Origin of the sequence: Arthrobacter alpinus (assembly GCF_001445575.1) — a bacterium.
Classification (GTDB): Bacteria; Actinomycetota; Actinomycetes; order Actinomycetales; family Micrococcaceae; genus Specibacter; species Specibacter alpinus_C.
Window position 1 is genome coordinate 3,058,842 of record NZ_CP013200.1, and the last position, 13,866, is coordinate 3,072,707.

Here is a 13,866-nt window from a genome sequence, read left to right on the forward strand (position 1 = left end):
GGTGGCGGGATTGCTAGTTCTTGCGGATCAGCGCCAAGAACATGGCATCGCTCTGGTGAATGTGAGGCCACAGCTGAGCCATCATCCGGTGCCCGGGGACGGCGGACGTAGTGTTGCCGGCTTCCACAGATCCACTGATGCTGACAGCGTCAAGGGCGGCACCGGCATCGATCAGTTCCAGCTCCGGGCGCTTACGCATGGCGTCTTCCACCACGGCGATGGTCTCGGCAATATGGGGAGAACAGGTCACGTAGGCCACCACTCCCCCTGGTTTGACAGCGTCCAGGGCCGAGGTGAGCAGCTCCCGCTGCAGCGGGCCCAGCTCGGTGACATCGGAGAGCTTCCGGCGCCAGCGCGACTCCGGCCGGCGGCGCAGGGCGCCAAGGCCGGTGCACGGGGCATCGACCAGAATTCGGTCAAAGGCATTGGGATGTTCCTTGCCAATGTCACGGCCATCGCCGGTGCGCACTGTCCAGCTGTTCTGCGGAACGGCTGCCAATGCCTGCGAGACGAGTTTGGCGCGGTGCGGAGCCGGCTCGTTGGCCAGCAACCACGCATCCTGCTCGGCGGCGAGAGCAGCCAGCAGGGCTGCCTTGCCACCGGGGCCGGCGCACAGATCGAGCCAACGCTCCTCGCCGTCGGCCTTTTCGGATGAAATCATCACGGCCGCCAAGGCGCGGGCCACCAGCTGGGAGCCGGCATCCTGCACGCGGACGGTGCCATCGCGGACGCTATCCAGGCGGCCCAGATCGCCACCGGATGAGAGCGCGGAATCGGCCACGAGCTCGCCCGGGGTGAAGCCGGCGTCGAAGGCTTCGGAGAGATCGCCCAGACCCGGCAAAGCCACGAGATTGACCACGGGGGCGGCGTTGTCGGCTTCCAGCAGGGCCGTGATCTCGGAGACGTCGCGGCCATGAGCCACCAGTGCTTGGCGCATCGCGCGGACAATCCACTCGGGGTGAGCGTGCTCGATGGAGGCGATCTTGACCTCGTCGCTCATACCTTCGGTGAGCTGCTCGATCCACTGTGGCAGTTCCTTGGCGGCAACCTTGCGCAGTACGGCGTTGACCAGGCCTGACGGTCCGGCGCCAATGACGGCGCGGGCCAATCCAACGGTCTGGTCCAGGGCGGCGTGGGTGGGCACGCGCATGGCCATGAGCTGGTGGGCGCCAATGCGCAGCGCGTCTAGGATGGCAGGGTCCAGCTCGCTGAGTGGACGGTCAACGCAGGTAGCCAAAATGGCGTCGTAGGTGCCTTGGGCGCGCAGGGCACCGTAGGTCAGTTCGGTGGCGAAACCGGCGTCGCGGCGGTCCAATCCGTGCTTGCGGATGCGGGCCGGCAGCACCAGGTTGGCGTACGCGTCATCGGCTGAGACGGCGCGGAGCACCTCGAAGGCCACCAACCGTGCGGGGTCGGCTACGCGAGTGCGCTGGCCAGGTGAGGTCTCTGTCCTGTTGCGGCCGGTGCTGCGGTTACGTTCGCGCCCCGAATCATCACGACGCCGGACACCCCCGCCTTGGCTGTTGCTCTGGCCGTGACCGGAGGGTCCACCACCGCTTTGGCTGCTCTGGTGGCTGGAACGCCCGCCTTGCTCGCTGGTCATTCAAACACCACATCTTCCTTGTTGCCCAGGCCGCGGGCCCAGTCTGTTGCCTTCATAAGTTTTTTGCCTGCAGGTTGCACGTCAACGAGTTCCACCGCGTGCGATCCGGTGCCCACCAAGACGTTTTTCCCGGTGACAAGTAGCTGCCCGGGGGCCAGATCACTCACGTCCGAACGCATCAGCACCGGCCCGAGTTTGAAACGCTGTCCGGCCAGCATGGTCCATGCTCCGGGTTCGCTGGTGACGCCCCGGATGCGGCGGTTGATGGCCAAGGCGGGTTCGCCCCAGGCCACGTGTCCGTCTTCGAGTGTGAGCTTGGGGGCCAGCGTGATCTCACCCTGTTGGGGAACTCCGCTCAGGGCTCCGGCGCCGAGGCCGTCGATGGTTTGCGCCAACAGGATTGCTCCGCTGTGCGAGAGCCGGTCCAGCAAGGCGGCGCTGGTGTCCGTAGGCCGAATCGATTCGGTCATGGTGCCGTAGACAGGGCCGGTGTCCAGTCCCTTTTCGAGCAGGAACGTGGAGGCGCCGGTGATCTGATCGCCATTGATGACGGAGTGTTGCACGGGTGCCGCGCCGCGCCAGGCCGGCAGGAGTGAGAAGTGCAGGTTGATCCAGCCGTGGGTGGGCAGGGTCAGCGCGGATGCTGGGATCAAGGCGCCGTAGGCAACAATGGCGGCCACCTCAGGTGCGGCGGCGGCGATGGCCGCGGCAGCCTCGGCGTCGATCTTGTCTGCCTTAATGACGGGTAGGCCCAGTTCCTGTGCGCGGGCGGCCACGGGCGACGGCGTCATGACCCTTTTGCGGCCCAGCGGCGCGTCCGGGCGCGTCAGGACGGCGACAATCTCATGCCCTGCCTCACGCAGGATTTCCAGGGACGGTAACGCTACGGCGGGGGTTCCGGCAAAGAGGACCCTCATTGGGCGGCCCCAGCGCCAGCAGCAAAGGAGCCACCAAAGGCGGAGCCCACGGTCTTGGCGCGCTTGGCAACGGTTTCATCAGTGACCTCGTGGTAGTTGGCCGTGCGAATGGCCCGGAGCGCATCTTTGCGGTCCTCGCCTTCGAGGCGGTCTACATACAGTTTGCCGTCGAGGTGATCTGTTTCGTGCTGGAAACATTTGGCCAAGGTGCCGGTGGCTTCCATATCCAGAGGCTTACCGTGCAGGTCCACACCGGTGATGCGCACCCAGCGGTGGCGAGCAACGGTGTAGCCAAGCCCGGGCACGGAGAGGCAACCTTCGGGCTCACCGGGGGCAAAATCGTCGCTGGCCACCAGCACAGGATTGATGATGTGCCCATCATGGCCATCCACGTTGTACGTGAAGATGCGCTTGTTGACGCCAATCTGGGGTGCAGCCAGGCCGGCACCGCGCACATCACGCATGGTCTGGTGCATGTCATCAATCAGTTTGGCCAGCTCAGGGCCAAATTCGCTCACTTCCTCGGCAACTGTTCTCAGGACAGGGTCGCCGATGATGCGAATGCTCAGGATGGCCATGGGAGGGCACCTCACTTTGGAATTGACGCAGGCCGAATCAGGCCTATGGAACTGCATTGGGACAAGTCTAGTTGGCGGTTACTGCCCGGGAGGCGCAATATCGAGCAAAGGAGTGCCCGCTTCCGCCGCTTCCAATGAGGTTTGCCACACTCGCCGCAATGAAGCGAACTTGAACCAGTGTGCTTTGAGAACCTGCGGGTTGGCCTGCAGCGTGCGGACTTCTGTTTCGCCAATGGCCACTCCGAGCAGGATGGGGTCTTGACCGTATTTCCACGCTTCCCAGGTGCCGGCGGCTTCATCCACAATGGACTCTTCGGCCTTCATGCCGGCCACCAGCTGCATGACCACCTTGGCATCTAGACTCTTGACCTGACCATTGCGGTCGGTGCCCTTGGTCTTGTAATCGATGATGCACAGGCGTCCGCCAATGGTCGCCACGAGGTCCAAGGTCCCGGCATAGCCCAGAGTTTCATTCCATACGGTGATTTCCGGGCGCAACGGCTGGACTTTGTATTCACTCCACCAGTGATCAAAGCGCAGCGCAAAGTTATCCTCGCCGTTTTCGGCCAGCGCCTCCTTGGCCTCGACCAGCTGGTGGGGCATATCCAAGGCGCGCAGGGCCACTTGTTCACAGTAGTTATGAACGCGGTCGCCACGGGCCGCGGCGGCATCGCGGAACTGTTCAGCAGCGTTGGAGCTGTCCCGAACCACAGTGCGCAATTGGCCCGGATTTCCCACCGCGGAGCTCAGATCGGGGTGTTTGGAGACCGCTGTTGCCGCCATGTAGCCAATCCATCCGTCCAGGGAGGTGGACTGCTGCCCAATAACTGTGGTGATGGAGGGGACCTTGGGCGGGTCCTGCAGGGAACGGGCGTACATACGCCCTAATTCTGTGCTGTGTGCCAAAGCTGGAGCTGTCATGCCTCTACTATTCCACTTCCGTCCCACACCGCGACGACTCTGGGACGCGGGCTGTGGACAAGTTGTTCCAGGACTCAAACTAGTGAGAAATGAAAAATGCCGGAACCCTAAGGATTCCGGCATTTTTCGCTCTTGGAGTGGTCGACGAGATTCGAACTCGCGACATCCACCTTGGCAAGGTGGTGCTCTACCAGCTGAGCTACGACCACAGGTACTACATACTTCATACATCGAATGAACGCTGGAGTTCATTCGTGGGCGATACTGGGTTCGAACCAGTGACCTCTTCCGTGTCAGGGAAGCGCGCTACCGCTGCGCCAATCGCCCATAGTTTTCATTTCCATGAAACTTTGGTCTCTTGCATGGAACTGCCGGAACCGTAAAAGATTCCGGCAGTCACACACAACAATCCGAGTGGTCGACGAGATTCGAACTCGCGACATCCACCTTGGCAAGGTGGTGCTCTACCAGCTGAGCTACGACCACATTTACTACATACAACAAATGAACGCTGGAGTTCATTCGTGGGCGATACTGGGTTCGAACCAGTGACCTCTTCCGTGTCAGGGAAGCGCGCTACCGCTGCGCCAATCGCCCAAGGCATCCCGCTGTACTATACAGCAACATACTCTGGATCAGCCATGGAGGTGGGAACGGGATTCGAACCCGTGTGCACGGATTTGCAGTCCGTTGCCTCGCCTCTCGGCCACCCCACCGTGAATACTGAACGTTGTCATGCGAGTGGTCGACGAGATTCGAACTCGCGACATCCACCTTGGCAAGGTGGTGCTCTACCAGCTGAGCTACGACCACATGAGCTTCATTTCCGTCCCTCGGCGTTTCCGCTTCGGTAGTCCGTGTTGCTGCGGTGAAAACATTACATGAGCAGAATCCCAAACACCAAATCGAACACTCCCCCGAACCTGGTTGAGCAGCATAAAACGTCGTGGTTCGTTGAATTGGCGCGGATTTCGCCTGCATTATTCGAATTACAAGGGTGTCATTTGGGGCTCATTCTGACCGATTTTGGCTCATTTTGGGCCTTTCTGGAAGAAATTGAGCCTGAGGCCCTCGTCACATCGCGGCTCCTTTTGCGCAGCTTCCACGTCTCCTTCGTTCAGGCGCCAGTCTCCTGAAGTACGACGCCGGCCACTCCCCTGCCGTCGATCCGCCCGGATTGCCGCGGCCCAGGGTGGGAAACGAGACGTCCTGGCTACGCATCGCCAACTCAGCCGAGTCATGATTCCCACGGCCACAGCGGCAGTCCTATGCTTCATTGCCGAACTGGCTGGAGGCGCACTCGGTGGCCTGGCCGCCGTCGCCCCTTATTCGAAGACAGCGATTATGAGTAGGGGAAAGTTTGAGCTATTGTTTTCAACGCACCAACCAACACACACCCAACGGGTACGTGTACTGGATTGGGCGATTGGCGCAGTGGTAGCGCGTTCCGTTCACACCGGAGAGGTCGCTGGTTCGAACCCAGTATCGCCCACCAAGTAAAAAGCCCTTCTGACCAGCACAAACGCTGGCCGGAGGGGCTTTTTCGTGCCCTATTGCGAGGTGTGAATCAGGCGGCGTACCGTAGCGGTCCCGCCGCTCACGCCGACTAGGATCTGGTGCATGACTGAAAAAATAGCAACCCGCCCCGGAATGAAACTGATGCTGATAGGCGGCTCGATCATGCTGTTGGGGCTTGCCGGACTCATGGCAACCCCTCTTGTTCCTGGCAGTTCAGAGAATACCGCCGTGCTCATGGTGCTGCTTCTGGCGGTTGTGGGCGGCGGGGCTGTCTGCCTGATCGGCACCATCAAGCGCCTCATCCACACGTTCAAGAGCAACAGCTTCTTGGGAACCCGGCTCAAAGACTGAGTCCATCATCCGAGGCTGCCTCCGCCAGTCACACCGAGCCACCGAGCCACCGAGCCACCGAGCCACCGAGCCACCGAGCCACCGAGCCCAGAATCCCACCTTTGGGCCCCGTACCTGCCTCGAGTGTCCACTTAACGTACGCTTTCGGGCCAGAAACGGCTCCAAACGTACATTAAGTGGACACTCGAGGTGATTAACGGCGGCAAATCGACCCGTAGCCTGCCCTGATCGTGTCAGCTGTCGGCAAAACTGCCGGAAATATCGTTGACAACGTGAGCGCAGACACTAGGCTAAGAAAAGTTGGGGCGCCAATGGCCCCAGGAGCGAAGGGAGGTGCCTGTTGTCTATTTTTGACGATATCAAGGGCAAGGCCGAAGGACTGATCAACGGCAACGAAGATGCCATCAAGGGTGGCATCGAGAAGGCCGGGGACTTTGTTGACGGGAAGACCGGCGACAAGTTCAAGGATCAGGTGGACGGAGTCCAGCAAGCCGCGTCGAACTTTATCGATGGCGCAGGCAAGTAGTCTGACCCCTTCGCCCTGTTGAATGGCGTCAAAGAAGGCCCCGGTACCGTCGAGAGACGGCACCGGGGCCTTTCGCGTTTCCCAGATGGATACAGGGAGCCGCGTTAGCCGACAGGCTGACGGTCTCCGATTTCCTGGGCCTCACGGGCCAGGGCTGTCAGACGCGAGACGGCGCGGAAGTACTTCTTCTGGTAGCCACCTGTCATCATTTCAGGGGTGAACAGCTGATCCAAGGGAACACCGCTGGCCAGGATCGGCACATCCTTGTCGTACAGCCGGTCGGCCAGCACCACAAAGCGCAGAGCCACCGATTGTTCGGTGATGGTGTGGACGTTGCGCCACACCGCAGCGTCGATGTCGGAGAGCATCTGCCGGTAGCGAGAGGGGTGCACTCCTGCCAGGTGGTCCACCAGGACACTGAAATCATCAACGGCCACCGTGCTCCCGGCGAAGTCCCGGCGCATTCGCGCATCGAGGTCGCTGTTGGCAACAGGCTCCGGGGGTGTGGGCAGGCCGCGGTGGCGGAAGTCCTCACCATCAATGTGCAGGATCTCAAACTGGTCAGCCAATACCTGGATTTCCCGCTTGAAATCAACGGCAGCAAAACGCCCATCGCCCAAAGAGCCCGGCAGCGTGTTGGAGGTGGCGGCAAGCTTGACGCCGGCGTCGGCCAATTCACGCATGAGGCGTGACATCAAGACGGTGTCCCCCGGGTCATCGAGTTCAAACTCGTCAATGCATACCAGCTTGTAGGAGCTGAGTGCCTCCACGGTCTTGCGGAAAGACAGTGCCCCCACCAGGTTGGTGTACTCCACAAAAGTACCGATGGCTTTAGGGCCCTCAACCTCATGCCACAGCGATGACAAGAGGTGGGTCTTGCCGACGCCGAATCCACCGTCAAGGTAAATTCCGGCACGCCCGGTGCTGTTGGACTTGGCCTTGGCCTTGCCGCCGAACAGTTTCCGCAGTCCGCCACCAGCCGGCTTCTTCGCCGAACTCTTGGCGAATTCCTGCAGCAGCGTCACAGCCTCAGACTGCGAGGGTTGCGAAGGATCCGGACGGTAGCTGCCGAAGGAAACGTCACCAAAACGCGGCGATGGGACGAAGCCCGCCAGCAGTTCATCCACTGAAACCGCTGGGCGGCGAGTGGAAAGTTGCTCAACCTGTACCAAGAAACTTTTCCGATCATCAAGAATTTTTTGAACGGGCCATCAAAGGTAGCCCACACATCACTTCCCTAAGAATACCCACGGCATATTGCGTTGCGTTAACGAAAGGAAGCTTTGGGGGTCTCTGGTGGTTACGCTGATTGAGAGGTTCAGCTGCTGCCCACTCGTGAGGCGGCAGGCCAATCTTCCCCTCACTGCTGGAGGAGGCTGCCTGGAATTCCCGGACGGCACCAGCTATGAGCGTCGACATAAGAGATAGGGGCATCATGCCAGTTGCACTAGAAACAAACGAGAAGTTCGCCGCATACGCCCATCCGGAGCGCTTGGTCTCCACCGAGTGGCTGGCCGAAGCCTTGGCAGACGGCGCAGCAAAGGACGGGCGCATTGTGGTGGTTGAATCCGATGAGGACGTGCTGCTGTACGAGACGGGCCACATCCCGGGTTCTGTCAAGATTGACTGGCACACAGACCTGAACGACGACGTCACCCGCGACTACATTGACGGCGCGGCTTTTGCGCTGCTCGCCCAGGCCAAGGGCATCTCCCGCGATTCCACAGTCATTGTGTACGGTGACAAGTCCAACTGGTGGGCCGCCTACGCGCTCTGGGTCTTCACCCTGTTCGGTCACGAAGATGTTCGCCTGCTTGACGGCGGCCGCGACAAGTGGATTGCCGAAGGCCGCGAGCTCACCACTGACGCCACCGCAGTCACGCCCTCCGCCGAGTACCCGGTCGTAGAGCGCAACGACGCCCCCATCCGCGCTTACAAGGAAGATGTCCTAGCGCACTTGGGCAAGCCGCTCATCGATGTCCGTTCCACCGAGGAATACACTGGCGAACGCACCCACATGCCGGCCTACCCGCAGGAAGGCACGCTGCGTGGCGGTCACATCCCCACGGCCGCCTCCATCCCGTGGGCCCGCGCCGCCGCCGAAGACGGCAGTTACCGCACACGCGAAGAACTCGAAGCACTGTACCTGGGCGAAGCCGGCTTGGTTCCCGGCGATGACGTGGTTGCTTACTGCCGTATCGGCGAGCGTTCCAGCCACACGTGGTTCGCTCTGAAGTACCTGCTGGGCTTCGAGACCGTCCGCAACTACGACGGTTCCTGGACCGAGTGGGGCAACGCCGTTCGCGTCCCCATCGCCGTGGGCACCGAACGTGGCGAACTCCCCAACTCGGCAAACTAACCTCCACGTTTTACACCCAATAGAAAAGAAACGTACGCTTTAGTCGATGACTACTTCACAAGCACTTCCAGCTGCATTGGCCGAGATCGTCAAGGATTTCCAGGAACTGACTGAACGGGACCGGCTGACACTGTTGCTGGACTTCTCCAAGTCACTGCCCCCCTTGCCGGACCGGCTCAAGGATCACCCCGAGCTCCTGGAGCAGGTGATGGAATGCCAGTCGCCGCTGTTTTTGACAGTGGAATCGGAAAAGACGGACGACGGCGAGGTGGTGCGTCTGTTCTTCCAGGCACCTCCAGAGGCCCCCACCACGCGCGGCTTTGCCTCGGTTTTGTTTGAGGGCCTTGACGGTTTGACCGCCGCTGAGATCCTCGCCGTACCGGATGACATGCCCGAACAGTTGGGCCTGACTCGCGCCATTTCGCCCCTGCGCATGCGCGGCATGTCCGCCATGCTCGGTCGAGTCAAGCGCAAGATCAATGGCGGGCTTCGCCCGGCCGCCTAGGCTGTGCCGTCTAGGCTGTGCCGTCTTGGCAGTACTGCCTTGGCTGTGCCGCTGTGGCTTGCGTTGGTGCCACAAGGCCCCGTTTCCCTGACACACTTCAGTCGGGGAGGCGGGGCTTTGTGCTGCGATAATGGATGCCATGGCCAAGAAAAGCACTGCCGCGGGCACCGGCACTCCGGCAACAGTCGCCCTCACCAAATCTGGAATCAGATTTACCGCGCACCCCTATGACCACGATCCCGGCAACACCAATTATGGCATCGAGGCAGCCACGGTTTTGGGGATCGAGCCGGCCCGGGTATTCAAGACCCTCATGACGGATGTGGCAGGAACTCTGGCCGTTGCTATTGTGCCTGTGAATGGGACCCTGGATCTGAAAGCCATGGCTCAAGCTTTGGGTCACAAAAAGGCCGCCATGGCGGACCCCGCTACTGCACAACGCCGCACCGGCTATGTCTTAGGGGGCATCTCCCCCATCGGCCAGCGTCAGCACTCCCCCACCGTGCTGGATGAATCTGCGCTGGACTACGAGACCATTCTGGTCTCCGGTGGCCGCCGCGGCTTTGACATCGAACTGGCACCGACGGATCTGATCACCATCACCAAGGCCGCAACGGCCAAAATCGGTAGCCCTACGCACCCGTAGGAAGCTGTGCTGCCGAGCGCCTCGCTGCGCCCTTAATGGTTAGTAGTGTCCAACGCAACGGTCCTATCCACTCGGCTTGCCTAAACTTCGAGGAAGGCCCATAGGAAGGCCTAACTGCGGGGCAGGCTGTGCCGACCCAAGCGGGGTGCCAGCCAAGTTTCCACAACACTTTCCCACCGCTCCGGGTCCACGTTCCATTCTTTCGTGTGCCGGGCCTTGGAGAACGGCTCAAAGGTCACCATTTCGGGATTCCGCTTGGCCAGTTCTGCGGTGGGCTCATACGGCACAAAGTCATCGTCAATGCTGTGCAGAATGAGTGACGGCGTCCGCAACTCCACGGCTCGGGTCACCCAATCCATGCTCTTGAGATCCACGGGCGCAGCCAAGCCCGTGATCCGCCGCCCCAGCGGGTGCGTGAGCATCACTTCGCCATACTGACCAATGAAGTTCGGGATGCGGTTCAGCTGTGCCTGATGCGCTAGAACATTGACCCAGTTGATGACGGGAGCATCCAGCACGAGTGCCAGCACGTGTTTGCGGTTCCGGGCCACATCCGCAGTTTGCAAGCTGATGGCCCCGCCCATGGAGTTGCCAAACAGCACCACATCCTTGGCGCCGTGGGCAATGGCGTACTCAATAGCCACCTCCACATCGGCCCACTCCGTGACCCCCAACCCATACCGGCCGTCCCGTGCGGCGGGGGCATCGCCGTCGTTCCTGTAAGAAATCAAGAGGGCATTCATACCCAGACGGTGCGCGGTGGGGACCGCGCGCAGACCCTCGCTACGGGTGGCGCCACGGCCGTGCACCATGATGGCCCACGTGGCTCCGGGCGAGGGGGCCGGCAACAGCCAGGCAGGGGCTGGCCCGTCGGGCAGATTCAGGGTCACATCCTCAAACGCCAGCCCCATCTCCTCGGGATGGGCGTAGAGGTTGCCGGACCACCAACCGGCCGTGGCGGTCCGCAGCTCGCCGCCGTGGACGGAGAGGACCTCGCGGGTGACGCTGCCTTCGCGCGGGACGTAAGAGAGTATCCGGCCAATCACCGCGTGGGCGGCACTGTTGTTGAAGAACAGCCCGTAGGTGCCTTCAATAGTGGTATCTGGGGTGGCCTCGAGCACGATCTGCAGTTTGGGACCGTCGGAGATGACGGCCAAGACGGCTACATCGTCAGCGCGCTGCTTCTCCGGAGTCACGATGCGTCGGGCAAAGTAAGCGGCCAGAGCGGATGTTGCCGTCACCACTACGACGGCGGACGCCCCTGCTGCGGCGGCACCGAGGGCACCCCACTTGAGCCAGGGATTGGACTGCTGCGAAGAGGTAGCCATGCCACCATTGTGCCCACTGCCCGGCGGCCCGTCGAGCGGCACACCGGGGACATTCGTAACTTTCTTCGCACAACTTTGAGCCCTGCCATTGTTTATGGTGCATGGACGCCTAAGCTGGTGCAATGAGCGAGACAATCATCATCCTGACCGAAGAACCCCTGACGTCCACGGACGTAGCGAACATCACGAACCTCTATGAACCGGGGGACGATGTGGAGCTGGTGCTGCTGGTGCCGGCGGACACGCATCGGAATCTCTTCGTGGACGTGATCGACCAATTGACCATGCTTGATGTGCCCGGCGCGCTGCGTGAGTTCCGCGAAAAGCCGGATGCTGACACCGTCCAAGCCGAGGCTGCCCAAACCCTTGCCACCTCCTTGGCAGTGCTCGCGGACGCCGGTGTTACGGCCACAGGCGCTGTTGCCGAGGGCGACGCCGTTGCCTCCTTGGTTGCCAAGGTCACCGAGGCTCATGCCCGGCAGGCGGTGGTGGTGACCCGGCCGCATGCCGTGGCCGACACGTTCCGCCAAGACTGGGCCCATCAGGCACAACGCAAGCTGGGGCTGCCCGTTTTGCATTTGTACTCGGATTCGGGATTTATTGGCGACTCCTGAACGTTGGCATGAATATGAACAGTTCTGAGAATTCCGCCGCGCCCACTGCCCCTGCCGTTGTGAAAAGCGATGCGCAGTGGCGTGAAGAACTCACCCCTGCCGAGTATCAAGTGCTGCGCCAGGCCGGCACCGAACGTCCCTTTACCGGCGAGTACTGGGACTCCATGCAGGAAGGCGTGTACGAATGCCGTGCCTGTGGTGCTGAACTTTTCACGTCCAAAGAAAAGTTCTCCTCGCACTGCGGCTGGCCATCCTTCTTTGCCCCCTTGGCAGACGGTTCGGTGCGGTACCTGCACGATAACTCCCTGGGGATGGAACGTATTGAGGTACGCTGCATGTCCTGCGACTCGCACTTGGGTCACTTGTTCAAGGGTGAAGGCTACGACACACCTACGGACGAACGCTTCTGCATTAATTCCGTCTCGATGACTTTGCGCGAGGGCCCACGGGAACTGTCGCCAGAAGCGCCCTAAAGCGACCGAGACCAAGAGTCTCTTATGCTCAGGCGCTTTTTGCATTAGGCTTGCTATTCCATTGCTACGCTCGGATTTCATCTCACCGGTTCTTATCCGGTACCCGACGAGCCAAGGACGCCGGCAATGACCCTCACCATTGACAGCAGCAACGCCTCCAGTACTTTCAACTATGCCGACGTGGCCAACAGCCCTGAGTGGCTGGCCCTGAAAGCGGCTGCCACGGATTTGCAGCAGTTGCAGATCAAGGACGGTTCTGTGCTGGAGGCTGGCGATCATTGTGCCGCAACGGCGCTGATCGCCACCATCACCGCGTCCATGGACGCCCTGGCCCCGCACTTCCCACATGACGCCCGCTATTTGGAGCTGGCCGTGGCCGACTTCAACAAGTGGGTCACTGCGGGCCTGGGCGTCCCTGACTTCCTGGATTCCCTGTTGGCGTTCAACCCCCAGGAGAACCGCATCGACGGGCTGGGGCATTTGGTGGTGTTCCCCATGTACACGCAGAACGGCTCCACTTCCCGCTTCGTGGAGGCCGTGCTGGTGGAAACCCTGTGGCCTGAATTCATTGGCGAGCTGGAAGCTGGCAGCTACTCCAACAAGCTCTTTGTTCCGCTGCGCTTCATTGATTTCACCCCCGGCTACGACAGTAACTCCGCCGTGCTGTTCCCGGAAAGCGTCTCCGTCCGAGAAACCCCCACCTTCACCTGGGGGGCCATTTTCCAAGACCGCGAAGCCGCCCGGTTCCGCCGTGTGGTCCGGGCGGCCGCCGAGGTGACCCGACTGGAATTGCCAGCTGACGCCGTCGAACTTCTGGAGAACCAATCCCTGACGCAGGAAACGTTCATCATGTGGGACCTCATCCATGACCGCACCCACATGCGCGGAGATCTGCCGTTTGACCCGTTCATGATCAAGCAGCGCATGCCGTACTTCCTGTATTCGCTGGAGGAACTGCGCTGCGATCTCACGGCCTACCGGGAATCGGTGGCCGTGGAGGCTGATACGAGCGCCTCCCCCGAGGCACGCAAGCACGCCAAACTGGTCCAATACGCCGTAATTTTTGACAGGATTTTCCGTTTTGCCATCACCGGCACGCGCGTTCGCAACTACGACGGGCTGGGCGGGCAGCTGCTGTTTGCGTGGCTGCACCAGCACCATGTTCTGCACTGGACCGACACCAAATTGACCATTGACTGGGCAGAGGTGCCGGCAGTGGTGATCGCGCTCGGACAAGAGATCGAGGAGCTGTACTGGCGCTCGATCGACCGGCCCAAGCTGGCACATTGGCTGGCCGCCTATGAGCTGGTCTCGGCCACGCTTACCCCGAACCCGGCATCCACCTGGGCGAAGGGTCCTGCGGCTCTGCCCTTGACGGCGCCGCTGCGCGAGATCACCGATCAGGTCATGGACGATGAATTCCCGCTCTCCATGTTCTACGAAGCCTTGGATAAGAAGATGCGTGCCGTCATCGATTCCACTGCGGGCATCACCGGCACCAGCGCCGCTTAGATGAGTAGTGTTAGC

14 protein-coding genes and 7 tRNA genes are annotated in these 13,866 nt (G+C 61.2%); 9 read left to right on the forward strand and 12 right to left on the reverse strand.

The window, feature by feature from the left end; translation table 11 throughout:
• Nucleotides 1–13: 13 nt before the first annotated feature.
• The 10 genes from AS189_RS13660 to AS189_RS13705 all read right to left on the reverse strand — a co-directional run bounded on the left by AS189_RS13660 (nt 14) and on the right by AS189_RS13705 (nt 4,832).
• Entirely contained in the window at nt 14–1,603 is a 1,590-nt protein-coding gene (locus AS189_RS13660) for an RsmB/NOP family class I SAM-dependent RNA methyltransferase (protein ID WP_062290000.1), read from the reverse strand.
• On the reverse strand, nt 1,600–2,520 hold the full coding sequence (fmt, locus tag AS189_RS13665) for a methionyl-tRNA formyltransferase (RefSeq protein WP_062290003.1): 921 nt from the start codon (nt 2,518–2,520) through the stop codon (nt 1,600–1,602). Before fmt ends, AS189_RS13660 begins: the two co-directional genes overlap by 4 nt.
• Nucleotides 2,517–3,098 (reverse strand): peptide deformylase, encoded by a 582-nt coding sequence (gene def / locus AS189_RS13670; protein ID WP_062290007.1) that lies wholly within the window; start codon nt 3,096–3,098, stop codon nt 2,517–2,519. Before def ends, fmt begins: the two co-directional genes overlap by 4 nt.
• A 78-nt stretch (nt 3,099–3,176) precedes the next feature.
• Nucleotides 3,177–4,019: a cytochrome gene (locus AS189_RS13675; RefSeq protein WP_062290010.1), complete on the reverse strand. Its 843-nt coding sequence runs from the start codon at nt 4,017–4,019 to the stop codon at nt 3,177–3,179.
• Between the two features lie 133 nt (nt 4,020–4,152).
• Nucleotides 4,153–4,228, reverse strand: a tRNA-Gly gene (locus AS189_RS13680).
• A gap of 46 nt (nt 4,229–4,274) precedes the next feature.
• Nucleotides 4,275–4,346, reverse strand: a tRNA-Val gene (locus AS189_RS13685).
• Nucleotides 4,347–4,432: 86 nt separating this feature from the next.
• Nucleotides 4,433–4,505 (reverse strand) — tRNA-Gly (locus AS189_RS13690).
• Between the two features lie 39 nt (nt 4,506–4,544).
• Nucleotides 4,545–4,616, reverse strand: a tRNA-Val gene (locus AS189_RS13695).
• Between the two features lie 45 nt (nt 4,617–4,661).
• Nucleotides 4,662–4,735, reverse strand: a tRNA-Cys gene (locus AS189_RS13700).
• A 24-nt stretch (nt 4,736–4,759) separates the two neighbouring features.
• Nucleotides 4,760–4,832 (reverse strand) — tRNA-Gly (locus tag AS189_RS13705).
• A gap of 607 nt (nt 4,833–5,439) precedes the next feature.
• Between AS189_RS13705 and AS189_RS13710 the strand changes: the two genes are divergently transcribed.
• The 3 genes from AS189_RS13710 to AS189_RS13720 all read left to right on the forward strand — a co-directional run bounded on the left by AS189_RS13710 (nt 5,440) and on the right by AS189_RS13720 (nt 6,414).
• A tRNA-Val gene (locus AS189_RS13710) sits at nt 5,440–5,514 on the forward strand.
• 125 nt (nt 5,515–5,639) lie between these two features.
• Nucleotides 5,640–5,888 (forward strand): hypothetical protein, encoded by a 249-nt coding sequence (locus AS189_RS13715; RefSeq protein ID WP_129587287.1) that lies wholly within the window; start codon nt 5,640–5,642, stop codon nt 5,886–5,888.
• Nucleotides 5,889–6,228: 340 nt separating this feature from the next.
• A complete protein-coding gene (locus tag AS189_RS13720; RefSeq protein ID WP_062290016.1) occupies nt 6,229–6,414 on the forward strand; it encodes an antitoxin in 186 nt (61 codons plus the stop codon).
• Between the two features lie 104 nt (nt 6,415–6,518).
• On the opposite strand, the gene zapE is transcribed toward AS189_RS13720, so the two are convergent.
• The gene (gene zapE / locus AS189_RS13725) at nt 6,519–7,586 is read right to left on the reverse strand and encodes a cell division protein ZapE (RefSeq protein ID WP_062290020.1); all 1,068 of its coding nucleotides are present in this window, start codon (nt 7,584–7,586) and stop codon (nt 6,519–6,521) included.
• A gap of 263 nt (nt 7,587–7,849) precedes the next feature.
• On the opposite strand from zapE, the gene AS189_RS13730 reads away from it, so the two are divergent.
• From AS189_RS13730 to ybaK, 3 genes are all read left to right on the forward strand, one after another.
• Nucleotides 7,850–8,773 carry a sulfurtransferase gene (locus AS189_RS13730; RefSeq protein WP_062290023.1) on the forward strand — a complete coding sequence of 308 codons (924 nt, stop codon included), beginning with the start codon at nt 7,850–7,852 and terminating at the stop codon, nt 8,771–8,773.
• A 46-nt stretch (nt 8,774–8,819) separates the two neighbouring features.
• Entirely contained in the window at nt 8,820–9,278 is a 459-nt protein-coding gene (locus tag AS189_RS13735; RefSeq protein WP_062290026.1) for a SufE family protein, read from the forward strand.
• 139 nt (nt 9,279–9,417) lie between these two features.
• On the forward strand, nt 9,418–9,924 hold the full coding sequence (ybaK, locus tag AS189_RS13740) for a Cys-tRNA(Pro) deacylase (RefSeq protein ID WP_062290029.1): 507 nt from the start codon (nt 9,418–9,420) through the stop codon (nt 9,922–9,924).
• Nucleotides 9,925–10,034: 110 nt separating this feature from the next.
• Here ybaK and AS189_RS13745 read toward each other — a convergent pair whose 3' ends face one another.
• Entirely contained in the window at nt 10,035–11,252 is a 1,218-nt protein-coding gene (locus AS189_RS13745) for an alpha/beta hydrolase family protein (protein WP_062290032.1), read from the reverse strand.
• A 122-nt stretch (nt 11,253–11,374) separates the two neighbouring features.
• Here AS189_RS13745 and AS189_RS13750 point away from each other — a divergent pair, with 122 nt between their 5' ends.
• The 3 genes from AS189_RS13750 to AS189_RS13760 all read left to right on the forward strand — a co-directional run bounded on the left by AS189_RS13750 (nt 11,375) and on the right by AS189_RS13760 (nt 13,851).
• On the forward strand, nt 11,375–11,866 hold the full coding sequence (locus tag AS189_RS13750) for a hypothetical protein (protein ID WP_062290035.1): 492 nt from the start codon (nt 11,375–11,377) through the stop codon (nt 11,864–11,866).
• A 14-nt stretch (nt 11,867–11,880) separates the two neighbouring features.
• Nucleotides 11,881–12,339 (forward strand): peptide-methionine (R)-S-oxide reductase MsrB, encoded by a 459-nt coding sequence (msrB, locus tag AS189_RS13755; protein ID WP_062290039.1) that lies wholly within the window; start codon nt 11,881–11,883, stop codon nt 12,337–12,339.
• 126 nt (nt 12,340–12,465) lie between these two features.
• Nucleotides 12,466–13,851 carry a DUF6421 family protein gene (locus AS189_RS13760; RefSeq protein WP_062290042.1) on the forward strand — a complete coding sequence of 462 codons (1,386 nt, stop codon included), beginning with the start codon at nt 12,466–12,468 and terminating at the stop codon, nt 13,849–13,851.
• The last annotated feature ends 15 nt before the right edge of the window (nt 13,852–13,866 follow it).